Origin of the sequence: Streptomyces sp. NPDC007264 (genome assembly GCF_042869095.1) — a bacterium.
In the GTDB taxonomy this organism is placed as follows: Bacteria; Actinomycetota; Actinomycetes; order Streptomycetales; family Streptomycetaceae; genus Streptomyces.
The window spans coordinates 248,162-264,036 of record NZ_JBIAFD010000011.1 but is presented as its reverse complement, the minus strand read 5'-3'; the positions used below and the strand labels follow the sequence as shown (position 1 = coordinate 264,036).

The following is a 15,875-nucleotide window of genomic DNA, read 5'->3' as shown; positions in this document are numbered from 1 at the left end:
ACATGAGTGACAGAGCCCCCGGTGGCCTCGCGCTGGTGGAGGCCCTGGTCAACACCCTGGACCTGGAGTCGGGCGCGGACCGCCTGGACACACCCGAGGGGCGCGCCGAGTTCGGCGTCGCGGAGCGCGACCTGGCCGAGGTGCGCGAGCTGCGGGAGTCGCTGCGCGCCGTCTGCCTCGCGCACGCGGGCCACGCGCCGCACCGCGAGGTGACGCCCCTGGGCCGGCTGCTCACGCGGGCACCCCTGCTGGTGGCCGTCGACGAACACGACGGCTCGGCGGTCCTGGCACCCGCCGACCGGGGGGCCCTGCTGTCCCGGGTCGCGGCGGCCGTCGCGGAGGCCCTCACCGCGGGCACCTGGCTGCGCCTCAAGGCCTGCGAACTGCCCGAGTGCCACTGGGCGTACTACGACCGCAGTCCGGCCGGGAGACGGCGCTGGTGCTCGATGTCGGTGTGCGGGGCACGCGCGAAGATGCGCCGGTACCGGGCCAAGTAGACCGCCGGTCGGCGTGGTTGGGCACTCCTGAGGCACAGACGACCGCGGTGGTGCAGAATGCAGCAGGACGCCGGTCCGGCCGACTGAGCCTCGGCCGGACCGGCGTCACCCCTGGGACCTACGCGGTGGGGCGGCCCATCGCCCGGTACGTCCACCCCGCCCGGCGCCACAGATCCTGGTCGAGCGTGTTGCGGCCGTCGAGGACCACGCGGGAGCCGACCGCCCTGCCCAGCACCTCCGGGTCCAGCTCACGGAACTCACGCCACTCCGTGAGGTGCAGCACGACATCGGCGCCGCGGACCGCTTCCAGCGCCGAGCGGGCGTACCCGAGCGTCGGGAACACCCGCCGGGCGTTGTCCATGCCCTTGGGGTCGTAGACGGTGACCTGGCCGCCCTGGAGGTGGATCTGCCCGGCGACGTTCAGCGCGGGCGAGTCGCGTACGTCGTCGGAGTCGGGCTTGAACGTCGCACCGAGCACCGCGACACGCTTGCCGAGGAACGAGCCGCCGCCCAACGCCTCGCGCGCCATCTCGACCATCTGGCCGCGCCGGCGCATGTTGATGGAGTCGATCTCGCGCAGGAAGGTCAGCGCCTGGTCGGCACCGAGCTCGCCCGCGCGCGCCATGAAGGCGCGGATGTCCTTCGGGAGGCACCCGCCGCCGAAGCCGATGCCGGCCCGCAGGAACTTCCTGCCGATCCGGTCGTCGTGGCCGATGGCCTCCGCCAGCATGGCCACGTCGGCTCCCGCGGCCTCGCACACCTCCGCCATCGCGTTGATGAAGGAGATCTTGGTGGCGAGGAAGGAGTTCGCCGAGACCTTCACCAGCTCGGCGGTCGGGAAGTCGGTGACGATGAAGGGCGAGCCCTCGCCGACGGGCGTCGCGTACACCTCGCGCAGCAGTTTCTCGGCCCCCTCGCTGCGCACGCCGACCACGATCCGGTCGGGGCGCAGCGTGTCCTGGACGGCGAAGCCCTCGCGCAGGAACTCGGGGTTCCAGGCCAGTTCGGCGTCCTCACCGACGGGTGCGTGCTCGGCGAGGTAGGCGGCCAGGCGGTCCGCGGAACCGACGGGCACCGTCGACTTGCCGACGACCAGGGCGGGAGCCTTCAGATGCGGAGCCAGCGACGCGATCGCGGCGTCGACGTACGACATGTCGCACGCGTACTCGCCGTGCTTCTGGGGGGTGTTCACGCACACGAAGTGGATGTCCCCGAAGTCCGCCACCTCGGCCCAGTCCATCGTGAAGCGCAGCCGCCCGGTGGAGCCCTCGATTCCCGTGACGTGCTTGCGCAGCAGGTCCCCGAGGCCGGGTTCGTACATCGGGACCTCGCCCCGCTGCAGCATCTCGATCTTCTCGGGAACGACGTCGAGTCCCATCACCTCGAACCCCAGCTCGGCCATGGCCGCGGCGTGCGTCGCGCCGAGATAGCCGGTGCCGATCACGGTGATCTTGAGGCTCATGGGTGCTCCAGAGGATATGCGGCGAATCCGAGCCGAGCATAGCCGGGCGCCTCAGCGGGCACGTTTCCCGCTGTCGCCAAGCTCACGTATCACTCAGGTGGGCGTACCCCTAAAATTCGGGTTACTTAACGGTAATTAGCGTCGGCACCACTGTGTCTTTGGAGCGTGAGAGACCTTGGCCGGATCGGCTGACTTCGACCTGTACCGCCCGTCCGAGGAGCACGACATGCTCCGCGACGCCATCCGCTCGCTGGCCGAGGCGAAGATCGCGCCGCACGCCACCGCGGTGGACGAGGAGGCGCGGTTCCCGCAGGAGGCGCTGGACGCCCTCGTCGCGAACGACCTGCACGCGGTCCACGTGCCCGAGGAGTACGGCGGCGCGGGCGCCGACGCCCTCGCCACCGTCATCGTGATCGAGGAGGTGGCACGCGTGTGCGTGTCCTCCTCCCTGATCCCCGCGGTGAACAAGCTCGGCTCCCTGCCGGTGATGCTCTCCGGCTCCGAGGAGCTGAAGAAGAAGTACCTGGGCCCGCTGGCCAAGGGCGACGCGATGTTCTCGTACTGCCTCTCGGAGCCGGAGGCGGGCTCCGACGCGGCCGGCATGAGGACGCGGGCGGTGCGCGACGGTGACCACTGGGTCCTCAACGGCGTGAAGCGCTGGATCACCAACGCGGGCGTCTCCGAGTACTACACGGTGATGGCGGTGACCGACCCGGAGAAGCGCTCCAAGGGCATATCGGCGTTCGTCGTCGAGAAGTCGGACGAGGGTGTCTCCTTCGGGGCCCCGGAGAAGAAGCTCGGCATCAAGGGCTCCCCCACCCGCGAGGTCTACTTCGACAACGTGCGCATCCCGGCCGACCGCATGATCGGCGAGGAGGGCACCGGCTTCGCCACGGCGATGGCGACCCTCGACCACACCCGCATCACCATCGCCGCCCAGGCTCTCGGCGTCGCCCAGGGCGCGTTCGACTACGCCAAGAACTACGTCCGGGAGCGCAAGCAGTTCGGCAAGCCGATCGGCGACTTCCAGGGCCTTCAGTTCATGCTCGCCGACATGGCCATGAAGATCGAGGCGGCCCGGCAGCTGACGTACGCGGCCGCCGCCAAGTCCGAGCGTGGCGACGCCGACCTGACCTTCCAGGGTGCCGCGGCCAAGTGCTTCGCGTCGGACGTGGCGATGGAGGTCACCACGGACGCCGTCCAGCTGCTCGGCGGCTACGGCTACACCCGCGACTACCCGGTCGAGCGCATGATGCGCGACGCGAAGATCACGCAGATTTATGAGGGCACGAACCAGATCCAGCGGATCGTGATGGCGCGCAACCTGCCGTAGCGCGCGGCACGGTGTCGCCGGGCGCGGCACTCGGGGGCACCCCGCGGGGTGCCCCCTTTCGTGCGTCAGCCGTCCAGCTGCTCCAGGGTCGCGTTCGACGGGCCGCGCCGGGCCCGCAGGTCGCGCGCCACGTCCTCGGCGGCGCCCAGCACCCGTACCGCGTTCTGCCAGGTCAGCTTGGCCAGGTCGGTCGTCGACCAGCCGCGGTCGAGGAGTTCCGCGATCAGGTTCGGGTAGCCGGAGACGTCGTCGAGGCCCTCGGGGGTGAAGGCCGTGCCGTCGTAGTCGCCGCCGATGCCCAGATGGTCGACGCCGGCCACCTCGCGCATGTGGTCCAGGTGGTCGGCGACCGTCGCGGCCGTGGCGACCGGGCGGGGGTGGCGCTCCTCGAAGGCGCGGTGCACCTTCATCGCCTCGGCCGTCGTGTCGAGGGGGTGGAAGCCGTGCGCGCGCATGTTCTCGTCCGCCGCGGCCGTCCAGTCGACCGCGGCCCGGAGCACGAACTTCGGCACGAACGTCACCATCGCCACCCCGCCGTTGGCGGGCAGACGCTCGAGCACGTCGTCGGGGATGTTGCGCGGGTGGTCGCACACGGCCCGGGCGGAGGAGTGGGAGAAGATCACCGGGGCGTCCGTGGTGTCGAGGGCGTCCCGCATCGTCGTCGCCGCCACGTGCGAGAGGTCGACGAGCATGCCGAGGCGGTTCATCTCACGGACGACCTCGCGGCCGAAGGCGGTCAGGCCCCCGGCCCGCGGCTCGTCGGTCGCCGAGTCCGCCCACGCCACGTTGTCGTTGTGGGTGAGCGTGAGGTACCGCACGCCCAGCTCGTACAGCCCCCGCAGCGTGCCGAGGGAGTTCGCGATCGAGTGGCCGCCCTCCGCGCCCATCAGCGAGGCTATCCGGCCGCCCGCGCGCGCCGCCTCCATGTCGGCGGCGGTCAGGGCGCGTTGCAGCTCCCCGGGGTGCCGGGCGATCAGCCGGCCCACGCAGTCGATCTGTTCGAGCGTCGCGGCCACCGGGTCGGGCAGGTCGCAGCGCACGTACACCGACCAGAACTGCGCGCCGACGCCGCCCTCGCGCAGTCGCGGCAGGTCGGTGTGCAGATGCGCGTCCTGGTGGGTGGCGATGTCGCGGGCGTCGAGGTCGTAGCGGACCTGCTCGCGCAGCGCCCAGGGCAGGTCGTTGTGCCCGTCGACGACCGGGAACTCCCGCAGCAGCAGCCGCGCTCGGTCCAGCGAGGTCATCGCGGTCACTTCCCCGAGCCGAACCCGAAGCCCGCCGATCCGTCGACCTTGGAGCGCAGCCGCTTGCCCTTCTCGGTGGCCTGGTCGTTGAGTTCCTGCTGGAACTCCCGCATGCGGCCGAGGAGTTCCTCGTCGTGCGCGGCCAGGATGCGGGCCGCGAGCAGACCGGCGTTGCGGGCGCCGCCCACCGAGACCGTGGCCACCGGCACCCCGGCCGGCATCTGCACGATCGACAGGAGGGAGTCCATGCCGTCCAGGTACTTCAGCGGGACGGGGACACCGATCACCGGCAGGGGGGTCACCGAGGCCAGCATGCCGGGCAGGTGCGCGGCACCGCCCGCCCCCGCGATGATCACCTTCAGACCGCGGTCCACGGCCTGCTCGCCGTACGTGATCATCTCGCGCGGCATGCGGTGCGCTGAGACGACGTCGACCTCATACGGGATCTCGAACTCGTCGAGGGCCTGGGCGGCCGCCTCCATGACGGGCCAGTCGGAGTCGGACCCCATGACGATGCCTGCAACGGGACTCATTCGGTGATGGTGCCTCTCAGGTAGCCGGCAGCGTGACGGGCGCGCTCCAGCACGTCGTCGAGGTCGTCGCCGTAGGTGTTGACGTGGCCGACCTTGCGGCCGGGTTTCACGTCCTTGCCGTACATGTGGATCTTCAGTCGCGGGTCGCGGGCCATGCAGTGCAGGTACGCGGAGTACATGTCGGGGTAGTCGCCGCCGAGGACGTTGACCATGACCGTCCACGGGGCCCGCGGGCGCGGGTCGCCGAGCGGCAGGTCGAGGACCGCCCGGACGTGGTTGGCGAACTGCGAGGTGACCGCCCCGTCCTGGGTCCAGTGGCCCGAGTTGTGCGGGCGCATCGCCAGCTCGTTGACGAGGACGCGTCCGTCGCGGGTCTGGAACAGCTCGACCGCGAGGTGGCCGACGACGCCGAGTTCCTTGGCGATCGTCAGGGCCAGCTGCTCGGCGCGCATCGCCAGGTCCCCGTCGAGGCCGGGGGCGGGGGCGATGACGGTGTCGCACACGCCGTTCACCTGCCGCGACTCGACCACGGGGTAGGCCACGGCCTGGCCGTGCGGCGACCGTACGACGTTGGCGGCCAGCTCCCGTACGAAGTCGACCTTCTCCTCCGCGATGACCGGGACTCCGGCGCGGAACGGCTCGGCGGCCTCCTCGACCGACCCGACGACCCACACGCCCTTGCCGTCGTAGCCGCCGCGGACCGTCTTCAGGACGACCGGGAATCCCTCGCCCTCGGCCGCGAAGGCGGCGACGTCCTGGGGGTCGCTCACGATCCGGTGGCGCGGGCACGGCACCCCGATCGCGTCGAGCCCGGCCCGCATCACCCCCTTGTCCTGGGCGTGCACGAGCGCGTCCGGGCCGGGGCGCACGGGGATGCCGTCCGCCTCCAGGGCCCGCAGGTGCTCGGTGGGCACGTGCTCGTGGTCGAAGGTGATCACGTCGCAGCCCTGCGCGAAGGCACGCAGCGTGTCCAGGTCGCGGTGGTCGCCGACGACGACGTCGTTGACGACCTGGGCCGCGGAGTCCTGCGGAGTGTCACTGAGAAGCTTGAACCTGATGCCGAGCGGGATGCCCGCCTCGTGTGTCATACGAGCGAGCTGCCCCCCGCCGACCATGCCGACTACCGGGAACGTCACGCACCCAGGGTATCGGGCGAGCCAGGGTGGCCGGTTTCCCTCCCCGTGGCGGCATCCTCCCGGCCCGTCGGCGGCGTTCTTCCCGTCCTCATGAATGCTCCCCCGGGCGCCGGTCCCTGGCGCTGGTTAGCATGGCGTGGTTGACGGAACCGCTCGGCGTGCCCTGCCGACCGGCCGATGCGACGGACCGACACGACCCGACCCGACGGGGGCTTGCGACACGATGGGCAGTGGTTCCACGGGCCTGCAGGACAAACCCCACGACGGGGTGCGCAGGCAGCTCGACCAGTTGGTGCGTGAGATCGCCAAGTTCGGCGCGGTCGGCGGCCTCGGCACGCTGGTGAACTTCGCGGTCTCCAATCTCCTGTGGCACACCACGAACCTGCAGGCCGTGCGCGCCAACGTGATCGCGACGGTGGTCGCCATCGCGTTCAATTACGTGGGCTTCCGCTACTTCACGTACCGGGACCGCGACAAGACCGGCAGGACGAGGGAGCTCACGCTCTTCCTGGTGTTCAGCGCGGTGGGACTCGTGATCGAGAACGGCGTGCTCTACACGGCGATCTACGGATTCGGCTGGGACAGCTCGCTGCAGCGCAATCTCTTCAAGGTCGTCGGCATCGGCCTCGGGACGCTGTTCCGGTTCTGGTCGTACCGCTCGTGGGTCTTCCGGACGCTGCCGGCCCGCGAGGCGGTGGTGGGCGCGGAGTCGATACTCGAGGAGGCGACCCGGCGCCGTCGCGACCAGCGCGTGCACCGCTGATCCGGCGCCCACCCGGTCGGCTCCCCTTCCCGCCCTTCCCGTCTCCCGCTCCTCCACGCCGCCTTCTCCCCTGCCCGGCCTACCTGACCGTCTGCTCCGGTCCTCCCCCGGACTGTGGCTTCTTGAGCGGCGTGCGCGACAGGAACAGGCCGAAGACCGCCGGCTTGGCCTGGAGCATCTCCAGCCGTCCGCCGTCCGCCTCCGCGAGGTCGCGGGCGACCGCCAGGCCGATGCCCGTCGAGTTGCGGCCGCTGATGGTGCGCTCGAAGATCCGGGAGCCCAGCTCCGGCGGCACCCCCGGGCCCTCGTCCGTGACCTCCACGACCGCCTGGTTGCCGGTGACACGGGTGCGCAGCGCGACCGTGCCCCCGCCGTGCATGAGTGAGTTCTCGATCAACGCCGCCAGCACCTGGGCGACCGCGCCGGGGGTGCCCACGGCCCGCAGGTGCCGTTTGCCGGAGCTGACGATCGCGCGGCCCGCGCTGCGGTAGGCGGGGCGCCACTCGGCGAGCTGCTGCTGGATGACCTCGTCGAGGTCGAAGGAGACCGCCGAGCCGGTGCGGGGGTCGCGGGCGTTGGTCAGCAGCCGCTCCACGACGTCGGTGAGCCGCTCCACCTGCGCCAGCGCGATGGTCGCCTCCTCCTTCACCGTGTCCAGGTCGTCGGTGAGGGCGATCTCCTCCAGGCGCATGGAGAGCGCGGTCAGGGGCGTCCGCAGCTGGTGGGAGGCGTCCGCGGCGAGGCGGCGCTCGGCGGTCAGCATGCGCCCGATCCGCTCCGCCGAGGCGTCGAGGACGTCGGCGACCCGGTCCAGTTCCGGGACGCTGTACCGCTTGTGGCGCGGTCGCGGGTCGCCGGAGCCGAGGCGCTCCGCGGTCTCGGCGAGGTCCGTGAGCGGGGATGCCAGGCGGTTGGCCTGGCGCACGGCGAGCAGGATGGCGGCGATGATCGCGAGCAGCGCGACCAGGGCGATGATCAGAAGCGTGCGGCCGACCTCGCGGGTGACGGTCGAGCGCGGCTCCTCGACCCGGACCGTCTCGCCCTCCTCCCCCTGGGCCGTGGAGTGGATGACGTCGCCGACGGGCTTGTCGCCGACCTGGATGGGGGCCTGGCCGGGGATCGTGATCAGCGCGTACTTGTCACCGGTGACCTGGCCCTCCAGAAGCGCGGGCTTGACCTTCTGGGCGCCGAGGAGCCGGCTGTCCACGATGCTGGCGAGCCGCAGCGCCTCCGAGTCGACACGCTCCTGCGCGCTGTTGCCGATCGTCCGCGTCTCGACGATCACCAGGGAGATGCCGAAGACGGCGATCACGACGAGGACGACGGCGAGGGTGGACTGGATGAGACGACGACGCACGAGGCCCTCCGGGCGATGGCTGGACAACGACCAGTGTGCCCCGGACGGACCGGCACCCCGAGGTGGGGAGCGCGCCCGTCGGGAACCCGGCCGGGCCGACGGAGTGCCTGGCGCTGTGGCCGGAAGGGTTTGCGAGCCGGCGAACCCTTCCGGCCACAGCACTAGGGCGTGTTGCGAAAGTCCCGTCTGCCCCGCGACGCCTGGCACGGCTCCCCCACGCTCGGCTGCGCTCGCGCGGGAGGGGCCCCCACCGCCGCGTTGTCGGGATCGCCCGCGTACGCCCAGTACGCGGACGACCCTCCGCCTTGCGATGCTCCCCCGCAGCCCGAAGGGCGCGGGAGGTGCCCCCAGCACCAGACGCCGCGGGCCCCGCCCTTCGGGCGGACGACGCCACTTTCGCAACACGCCCTAGCTCTTCTCGAAGCGGAAGCCCACGCCCCGCACCGTCGCGATGTACCGCGGGTTCGCCGCGTCGTCCCCCAGCTTCTTGCGCAGCCAGGAGATGTGCATGTCCAGGGTCTTCGTGGACGACCACCAGGTCGTGTCCCAGACCTCGCGCATCAGCTGGTCGCGCGTGACGACCCGGCCCGCGTCCCGGACCAGGACCCGCAGCAGGTCGAACTCCTTCGCGGTGAGCTGCAGCTCCTCGTCCCCCATCCAGGCGCGGTGCGACTCGACGTCGATGCGCACCCCGTGCGTGGCCGGCGGCTGGGCGGGCTCGGTGGCACCGCGCCGCAGCAGCGCCCGGACGCGGGCGAGCAGCTCGGCGAGCCGGAACGGCTTGGTGACGTAGTCGTCGGCACCCGCGTCGAGGCCCACGACGGTGTCCACCTCGTCCGCGCGCGCGGTCAGGATGAGGATCGGGACCGTATGGCCCTCGGCACGCAGCCTGCGGGCCACTTCCAGACCGTCCATGCCGGGCAGCCCGAGGTCCAGCACGACGAGGTCCACGCCGCCCTGCATTCCGGCGTCCAGCGCGGTGGGTCCGTCCTCGCGCACTTCGACCTCGTAACCCTCCCGGCGCAGGGCGCGGGCCAGCGGCTCCGAGATGGACGCGTCGTCCTCGGCGAGCAGTACACGGGTCATGGAGTGATGGTAGTCCGCCCGCGTGGGGAGCAAGAGCGTGATCGCAGGTGTGAGGGGTGCGCGGGCGTTCTTACCTTCGGCTGCCAGGACGCGGCGCCGCCGTGAGCCCCCACCGAGGGGAGCCACGCCTGCGTCCGAGGGGTGCCATACGGGTGAACACCTTCGAATAGGTGCCCGTGGCCACGGAATCGCCTGTGATACTGGTCTCAAGTCCTTCCATATCCGGTGGTGTCATGGCGTATCGTCATCGGAACGCCTGTAGCACCATCGGGGACCTTTGGCGGCACGTCACGCTGAAGGTCTCTTTTGTGTGCGGGCCGGCCACCGCCGGCCCTGAAAAGTGACCTGTGCCGGGCCTCGCGCACGTCAACGCGTGCAGAGGCGTGGATCCCGGTGGTCGCCGTCCACCGCCCCGAGACCCGGGGTGGGCACTCCGTGGGCGTGGGGGGACGGCCGATCCCGCCGGTTCCGGCCGCCCCACCGGGCGCGCCACGCTCGTGCGGCGCGTCCCGACCAAGCAAGGAACGACCATGGCGTCCAGCCTGACGAAGGACTCGGTCCGCCCGGGCACCCCCGGTTCCGAGAAGACCTTCTTCGGCCACCCCCGCGGACTGGCCACCCTCTTCATGACCGAGATGTGGGAGCGGTTCTCCTACTACGGCATGAAGGCCCTGCTCCCGCTGTATCTGGTGGCTCCCGGTGGCCTGCATCTGAGTGCGGCCACGGCGACCGCGATCTACTCGGTGTACCTGTCGCTCGTGTACCTGCTCGCCCTGCCGGGCGGCTGGTTCGCCGACCGTGTCCTCGGCCCCCGCAGGACGGTCGCGGTCGCGGGCTTCGTCATCATGCTCGGCCACCTCACGCTGGCCCTGCCGTCCTCCGGCACCTTCTTCGCCGGTCTCGGCCTGGTCGCCATCGGCTCGGGCCTGCTGAAGGCCAACATCTCGACGATGGTCGGCCACCTCTACGACGGCCCGGACGACGCGCGCCGCGACGGTGGCTTCACGCTCTTCTACATCGGCATCAACCTGGGCGCCTTCGCCGCGCCGCTGGTCATCGGCACCGTGGGCGAGAACGTCAACTGGCACCTGGGCTTCGCGCTCGCCGCGCTCGGTATGGCGCTCGGGCTGGGCCAGTACCTGCTGGGCGGCCGCCACCTCAGCGAGCGCTCGAAGGACGTCCCGACGCCGCTGAGCGCCGCGGAGAAGTCCGCCACGCTGCGCAAGTCGGCCCTGTGGGCGGCCGTGGCGGTCGTCTTCTACGCGGTCGTCGGCTTCTCGGGCGTCTACACCCTGAACTGGCTGCTGGTCCCGATCACCGTCGCCGGTCTGGTCATCCCGGTCCTGGTCATCACCCGGATCAAGCGGGACAAGGAGCTGGACCACGCCGAGCAGTCCCGGATGACCGCGTACATCTGGTTCTTCGTGGCCGCCGCCGTGTTCTGGATGATCTACGACCAGGGCGGCTCGACCCTGTCGCTCTTCGCCGAGTCGTCGGCCAATAACACGATCTTCGGCTGGGACTTCCCGGTCTCCTGGTACCAGTCGGTCAACCCGGTCATGATCATGGCGCTGGCCCCGGTGTTCGCCTGGATGTGGCTGGCGCTGAACCGGCGCGGCAAGGAGCCGGGCACGGCGGTGAAGTTCGCCTCGGGCCTGATCCTGGTCGGTGCGTCGTTCTTCCTCTTCCTCGCGCCGCTGGCGATCGCCGGCGGCGGGCACAGGGCCGCGGCCATGTGGCTGGTCGCGATCTACTTCGTGCAGACGGTCGGGGAGCTGACGCTCTCCCCGGTCGGCCTGTCCGTGACGACGAAGATGGCGCCGGCGAGGTACGCCTCCCAGATGATGGGCGTCTGGTTCCTGGCGGTGACCGCCGGCGACGCCACCACCGGTCTGCTCTCCATCGCGGGCGTCGACCTCGACAAGACGGCCGTCGTGGCCCTGGAGGCGGCGCTCGCCGCGCTCGCCGGGTTCGCGGTGTGGATGTACCGCGGCAAGGTCAAGCGGCTGATGGGCGACGTCCGTTAGGGCGCGTGCCGATCCGGGCCCCGTGCCCCGGGCGCACCGGCGGAGGGGGTCACCGCGTCGTGACGCGGTGACCCCCTCCGAGCGCCCGGCCCCGCCCGGGGCGCGCGGGCAGCAGGGGTCAGCGCACGCGCCGGGGCAGGAACGTGAACACCGCGCCGCCCAGCAGGATCGCCGTCCCGGCCACCAGGCCCAGCGCCTTCAGGGCGCCGTGGTCCTCCGCGCCTGTCTGTGCCAGGCCGCCGGACGTGCCCGAGGACGACGCCGAGCCGCCGGTCGACGAGCCGCCGGACGCCCCGCCCGGCTGCTGCGAGGTGTCCAGGGTCAGCGACACCTCCGTCTTCGTCGGCGTGCACGTCGTGGTGGTGCCCAGGGCCTTGATGGTCAGGACGCCCGGTGACAGCGTCGACTGCCCGCTGGCGCCCGGCTTGTACGTACCCGTGAGGTTCGGGATCTCGATCGGGTCGCCCGACTTGATGTCCTTGGCGTTCGCGGGGCCCTCGACATGGACGGTGCCCTTGTCGGCGCCGCCGAGCACGACCTCCATCGACGGCTTCACGGAGTCCTTCGGGATGTCCGCCGGGCTGTTCATCACCGACTTCTTGAACTGCACGGTGAGGTCGAAACTCCCGCCGTTCTTCTTGGCGTCGATCTGCACGGGAGAGGTGGCGTTCTTGTCGCCGATGGGCGTCTTGCAGGCGTACGGGACCTGGACCTCCTTGCCGGTGAAGTCCGTCTGCCCGCCGCTGCCGCCGCCGGTGCCGGATCCACCGCCGGTGTCACTCGCGCTCGCCGTCGGGGACGCCGGGGAGGAGCCGGTCGGCAGGCCCGTCGGCAGCCCCGTGGGCAGATCCGTGGGCACGCCCGTGGGCAGGGTGGGCAGGCCCGTCGGCAGCCCGCCCGTCGTACCGCCCGAACCCCCGCCGCCGTCCGTCACCTTGATGGTCGCGGCCGACGGCACCGTCTCCTTCGGGGAGCACTTGGTGTCGGTCGAGATCGGCTTGCTGACGTTGATGTCGTACGCGTCCGGCGTCAGCGTCACCTCGCCGGCCGTGGTCAGCTTCAGCTTGCCCGTCATGTCGGACAGCTTCATGTCGCTGTTCTTGGGGATCGGCGGGTTCGACCGCGGGCCCTCCATCGCGATGTCCGCGGTCTGCGCGCCGGCCGCCTTCAGCGTCCCCGTCGGCTTGACCGTGTCCTTCTCCAGGTCGAGGATGTCGGGGTTCTTGGAGGCCGCCTGCACGAACTTCCAGGTGATCGTCACCTCGTCGCCGACCTCGGCCTCCGCCGGCGCGGTGATCTGCACCTTGGTGGTGCCCTCGACCGGGGGCAGCCCGGAGATCGAGGGCGGGATGCACTCGGTCCGGTAGGACACCTCGGCGGCCTGGGCCGGTGCGGCGGCCACGCCGAGCAGGATGCCCGCGCCGCCGAGCATCAGCGCCACTCCGGCCGCGCTCGCCCTCCGGCTTCTGCCCCCTGCCGCAAGGACTCTCCGTTGCGTGCTCACGTGTTTCCCTTCGTCGGAGTCGTCGGACTGTTCTCCTGCGGTGCGGAGAGCCGACCGTTCGCCGCGGTCCCCGGCTCCGAGTCGGGGGTGAACCACGGCAGGGTCGAACGGGTAGGGGCCGAGGGGGCGGGCGGGCCGGCACCCGGCTTCGGCAGGCGCAGGGTGAGTTCGGGCAGCCGCAGACCCCGGCGGTGCGCCGCCCGCCGTACGGGCCCACGCGGCCGCGCCCGGTCCACGACGGCCATGCCGACGCGGAACACGGCCGCCGGTACGACCACGCAGAGCAGGATCCAGAAGAGGGTCACGCCCCAGGGGCGGCCGACGCCCCACGGCTGTTCGGCGAGGACCTTCCCGCCGTACTCCAGCGAGACCGTGTAGTCGCCGTGGGCGCCCGCCGACAGCTCCACCGGCAGTTCGATCCGTGCCTTTCCGCCGGGAGCGACGGTGCCGTGCCACTGCTGCTCGTCCCACTGCGGCGCGAACACCCCGTGGGAGGTGCCCACACGGAAGACGGGGTCCTTCACCGTCGAGGAGCCGACGTTGCCCACGGTGAACACGAGCGTGCGGGACGGCGGCGCCCCGAACCAGGTCAACAGCCCGCTGGAGCCGTCCAGTCGGGTGTCCGTCAGGATCGACAGCCGCCCGGCGGGGGACTCGGCGGGCAGCGGCTCCACCGGGTGCCCGGCGACCTGGAAGATCGCGTCGGCGTCCGCCGTCGCTCCGGTGACGGTGGCGACGTGCACCACGCAGGGGCACGGCACGGGCGGCTCGGCCACCGGCAGCTTCCTCCGGAACCTCCCGCCGTCGTCGGTCGTGACGGCGCGGCCGTCGGCGTTGGCGCAGGAGTTGGTGCCGCCGATCACGCCGCGGGACGGCACCGACCGCCCGCAGATCAGGATCATCAGCAGCGTCTTCGGCCGCCAGCCGCTGCCGGTCACGGTGATCGAACCGCCGGTCCCCGCCTGGGAGGCGGACAGTTCGACGGCCGGCCTGCCGGCGCCCCAGGCCGGCGGTGCCGCCAAGGGCGCCAGGACGAGCGCGAGCAGCGCCACCAGCGCCGGGATACGCCCCTTCACGTCATCGCTCCCGTCAACTCGACGTCCCTGCCCGGCCGGTCGTCCGCGCCGGGATCCGGCGGGCGGCGCCTGCGGCGTCGTACGACCACACCGGCGCCCACGGCCGTGAGCAGCCCGGCGGCGGTGCCGGCCACCGTCCCCCACGGGACGAACCACGCCGACGCGGCCCCGGAACCGTGTGCCCCACCCGCCGCCGTGACCGTGAGCCGCACCTCCACCGCGTCGAGCGCCGGGCGGTGCGGCCACGGCTCGGTGAGCCGGATCCGGCGGCCCGGCAGCAGTTCGACGGGCAGGGTGCGCGGGGCACGGTCGAGGACCCGGCCGAAGAGGCCGTCGGCGCGCACCGCGAGCCGCGGGGTCAGCACGGTCGTACCGCGGTTGACCAGTTCGTACGCGATCCGCCCGCCGCGCACCGTCACGTGCTCCACGGTCAGCGCGGACAACGCGGGCCCCGGCACGCGCAGTTGGACGCGCACGGCCGAGGTCCGGCCGCCCGCGACCGCCACGATCGCGCCGGGGTGGTCGCCGGGCGCGGCGCCCACCGGCACGGTCACGGTGAACGGCACCTCGGCCCGGGTGCGGGCGGGCACCGTCAGCGACAGCGTGCGCACCGCGGTCCTGTGCCCGCCCGTCGTACCCGCGAAGGCGATCCAGGCACCCGTGTCGGCCGGCTCGGTGCGGACCGTGAAGCGGCCGTCCCGGGTGTTGTCCGCGTCGGCACCGCTCAGCCGGACGGTCAGCGGCTTCCCGCCCGGGTTGCGCACCGACACCCCGTCCTGCAGGACCGTCCCGGGCTCGCCCTCCGCGTAGACGTACGGCCGTCCGTCCGCGCCGCCCGTCGCGGGCGTGAGGGACCAGCCGCCGTCGCCGGCCGCGGTGGTGGCGGGGGCGGTGGCCAGCAGGCTCAGGGCGGCGAGGGGGAGGCAGAGGACGTGGCGGGCGTACGGCATCGGCGGCTCCCGACGGGAAGGGGCGGCGCGCAGCGCCTGGTCGACGGGCGGTGGCTCGGGGCGGGGTCCGGGGTGCGCCTCAGCGGCGCACGGCCTGGTTGCGGCGCGTCAGCCACAGCACCCCGGCCGCGCCGGAGAGCAGGACCGTGCCGCCGAGGGTGCCGAGGGCGATCGCCGAGTCCTCGGGGCCGGTCTGCGGGAGCTGCCCGCCGGAGTCCGTGCCGCTCTGGCCGGCACCCGAACCGGAGCCGGAGCCGGAGCCGGAGCCGCCCGCGGCCGTGACGTCGAGGGTCAGTGACGGCTTCGGCTTGTCGGCGGGCGTACAGGTGGTCGTCGTGCCGAGCGCCTTGATGGTGAGCACTCCGGCGGTGAACGTGACCTTGCCGGACTTCCTGGGCGTGTACGTACCGCTCAAGTCGTTGATCTTGATGGGGGTGTTGGCGGGAATCGCCTCCTGGTTGGCCGGGCCCGACACCGACATGGTGCCGCTGTCCGCGCCGCCCAGCTGGATGGTGGCGCTCGGGTTCATCGCGCCCTTGCCCAGTTCGACCGGGCTGGAGGAGACGCCCTTCTGCCACGACATGGTGATCTTGTAGCCGCTGCCGCTCTTGACACCCTTGATGTCGATGGGCGAGACGGCGCTCTTGTCGCCGATCGGCGTCTTGCACTGGTAATTGACGTCGACGACCTCGGCCCTGGCCACGGGAGCGGCCAGCAGCACCGCCGAGCCGGCCAGGGCCGCGGCCGACGCGAACGCGGCGGTTCGTTTGTGGTACGACACGGTCCCCTCTTTCCTGACGGCATATCAGATCGGCCGTCAAGGTACGCCCGGGGTCGTGTGGAGGGAAGACACAGGGCGCGCCGGATGTGTGGCGATCCGGCGCGCGAGAAGTGAGGTTCGCGGTGA

General features: G+C 71.9%; 14 protein-coding genes. 4 read left to right on the top strand and 10 right to left on the bottom strand.

Annotated features, from left to right (window positions below; translation table 11 throughout):
* Nucleotides 1–2: 2 nt before the first annotated feature.
* Nucleotides 3–497 carry a CGNR zinc finger domain-containing protein gene (locus ACFYMU_RS21050; RefSeq protein ID WP_388375078.1) on the top strand — a complete coding sequence of 165 codons (495 nt, stop codon included), beginning with the start codon at nt 3–5 and terminating at the stop codon, nt 495–497.
* 118 nt (nt 498–615) lie between these two features.
* On the opposite strand, the gene ACFYMU_RS21045 is transcribed toward ACFYMU_RS21050, so the two are convergent.
* Complete coding sequence (locus ACFYMU_RS21045; RefSeq protein WP_388375075.1) at nt 616–1,959, bottom strand: UDP-glucose dehydrogenase family protein; 1,344 nt, start codon at nt 1,957–1,959, stop codon at nt 616–618.
* 175 nt (nt 1,960–2,134) lie between these two features.
* Here ACFYMU_RS21045 and ACFYMU_RS21040 point away from each other — a divergent pair, with 175 nt between their 5' ends.
* Complete coding sequence (locus ACFYMU_RS21040; RefSeq protein WP_388375072.1) at nt 2,135–3,292, top strand: acyl-CoA dehydrogenase; 1,158 nt, start codon at nt 2,135–2,137, stop codon at nt 3,290–3,292.
* 65 nt (nt 3,293–3,357) lie between these two features.
* On the opposite strand, the gene ACFYMU_RS21035 is transcribed toward ACFYMU_RS21040, so the two are convergent.
* Genes ACFYMU_RS21035 through ACFYMU_RS21025 form a run of 3 tightly spaced genes read right to left on the bottom strand, consistent with a single transcriptional unit; the run spans nt 3,358 to nt 6,205 of the window.
* Complete coding sequence (locus ACFYMU_RS21035) at nt 3,358–4,536, bottom strand: dipeptidase (RefSeq protein ID WP_388375069.1); 1,179 nt, start codon at nt 4,534–4,536, stop codon at nt 3,358–3,360.
* 5 nt (nt 4,537–4,541) lie between these two features.
* Nucleotides 4,542–5,069: a 5-(carboxyamino)imidazole ribonucleotide mutase gene (gene purE / locus ACFYMU_RS21030; protein ID WP_388375067.1), complete on the bottom strand. Its 528-nt coding sequence runs from the start codon at nt 5,067–5,069 to the stop codon at nt 4,542–4,544.
* Nucleotides 5,066–6,205 carry a 5-(carboxyamino)imidazole ribonucleotide synthase gene (locus ACFYMU_RS21025; protein WP_388375064.1) on the bottom strand — a complete coding sequence of 380 codons (1,140 nt, stop codon included), beginning with the start codon at nt 6,203–6,205 and terminating at the stop codon, nt 5,066–5,068. Before ACFYMU_RS21025 ends, purE begins: the two co-directional genes overlap by 4 nt.
* A gap of 223 nt (nt 6,206–6,428) precedes the next feature.
* On the opposite strand from ACFYMU_RS21025, the gene ACFYMU_RS21020 reads away from it, so the two are divergent.
* Entirely contained in the window at nt 6,429–6,968 is a 540-nt protein-coding gene (locus ACFYMU_RS21020) for a GtrA family protein (protein WP_388375062.1), read from the top strand.
* Nucleotides 6,969–7,047: 79 nt separating this feature from the next.
* On the opposite strand, the gene ACFYMU_RS21015 is transcribed toward ACFYMU_RS21020, so the two are convergent.
* Together ACFYMU_RS21015 and ACFYMU_RS21010 are read right to left on the bottom strand one after the other, a co-directional pair.
* Entirely contained in the window at nt 7,048–8,325 is a 1,278-nt protein-coding gene (locus tag ACFYMU_RS21015) for an ATP-binding protein (protein WP_388375059.1), read from the bottom strand.
* A 408-nt stretch (nt 8,326–8,733) separates the two neighbouring features.
* Entirely contained in the window at nt 8,734–9,411 is a 678-nt protein-coding gene (locus ACFYMU_RS21010) for a response regulator transcription factor (protein WP_381080100.1), read from the bottom strand.
* A gap of 530 nt (nt 9,412–9,941) precedes the next feature.
* On the opposite strand from ACFYMU_RS21010, the gene ACFYMU_RS21005 reads away from it, so the two are divergent.
* Nucleotides 9,942–11,438, top strand: a complete 1,497-nt coding sequence (locus ACFYMU_RS21005; protein WP_388375055.1) for an oligopeptide:H+ symporter — start codon at nt 9,942–9,944, stop codon at nt 11,436–11,438.
* A 118-nt stretch (nt 11,439–11,556) separates the two neighbouring features.
* Here ACFYMU_RS21005 and ACFYMU_RS21000 read toward each other — a convergent pair whose 3' ends face one another.
* The 4 genes from ACFYMU_RS21000 to ACFYMU_RS20985 all read right to left on the bottom strand — a co-directional run bounded on the left by ACFYMU_RS21000 (nt 11,557) and on the right by ACFYMU_RS20985 (nt 15,749).
* Nucleotides 11,557–12,870, bottom strand: a complete 1,314-nt coding sequence (locus ACFYMU_RS21000; RefSeq protein ID WP_388375183.1) for a hypothetical protein — start codon at nt 12,868–12,870, stop codon at nt 11,557–11,559.
* 68 nt (nt 12,871–12,938) lie between these two features.
* Nucleotides 12,939–14,018 carry a hypothetical protein gene (locus ACFYMU_RS20995; protein WP_388375052.1) on the bottom strand — a complete coding sequence of 360 codons (1,080 nt, stop codon included), beginning with the start codon at nt 14,016–14,018 and terminating at the stop codon, nt 12,939–12,941.
* Nucleotides 14,015–14,968, bottom strand: coding sequence for a hypothetical protein (locus ACFYMU_RS20990; RefSeq protein ID WP_388375049.1), 954 nt, complete (start codon nt 14,966–14,968; stop codon nt 14,015–14,017). The genes ACFYMU_RS20995 and ACFYMU_RS20990 overlap by 4 nt, the downstream gene beginning before the upstream one ends.
* A gap of 79 nt (nt 14,969–15,047) precedes the next feature.
* Nucleotides 15,048–15,749, bottom strand: coding sequence for an LPXTG cell wall anchor domain-containing protein (locus tag ACFYMU_RS20985; RefSeq protein ID WP_388375046.1), 702 nt, complete (start codon nt 15,747–15,749; stop codon nt 15,048–15,050).
* Nucleotides 15,750–15,875: the final 126 nt, after the last annotated feature.

Excerpts from the sequence above, each read along its gene's own strand:
- ACFYMU_RS21050 (WP_388375078.1), top strand. The coding sequence starts at position 3 with ATGAGTGACAGAGCCCCCGGTGGCCTCGCGCTGGTGGAGGCCCTGGTC.
- ACFYMU_RS21020 (WP_388375062.1), top strand. The coding sequence starts at position 6,429 with ATGGGCAGTGGTTCCACGGGCCTGCAGGACAAACCCCACGACGGGGTG.
- ACFYMU_RS21000 (WP_388375183.1), bottom strand. The coding sequence starts at position 12,870 with ATGCTCGGCGGCGCGGGCATCCTGCTCGGCGTGGCCGCCGCACCGGCC.
- purE (WP_388375067.1), bottom strand. The coding sequence starts at position 5,069 with ATGAGTCCCGTTGCAGGCATCGTCATGGGGTCCGACTCCGACTGGCCC.
- ACFYMU_RS21005 (WP_388375055.1), top strand. The coding sequence starts at position 9,942 with ATGGCGTCCAGCCTGACGAAGGACTCGGTCCGCCCGGGCACCCCCGGT.
- ACFYMU_RS20990 (WP_388375049.1), bottom strand. The coding sequence starts at position 14,968 with ATGCCGTACGCCCGCCACGTCCTCTGCCTCCCCCTCGCCGCCCTGAGC.
- ACFYMU_RS21010 (WP_381080100.1), bottom strand. The coding sequence starts at position 9,411 with ATGACCCGTGTACTGCTCGCCGAGGACGACGCGTCCATCTCGGAGCCG.
- ACFYMU_RS21035 (WP_388375069.1), bottom strand. The coding sequence starts at position 4,536 with ATGACCTCGCTGGACCGAGCGCGGCTGCTGCTGCGGGAGTTCCCGGTC.
- ACFYMU_RS21045 (WP_388375075.1), bottom strand. The coding sequence starts at position 1,959 with ATGAGCCTCAAGATCACCGTGATCGGCACCGGCTATCTCGGCGCGACG.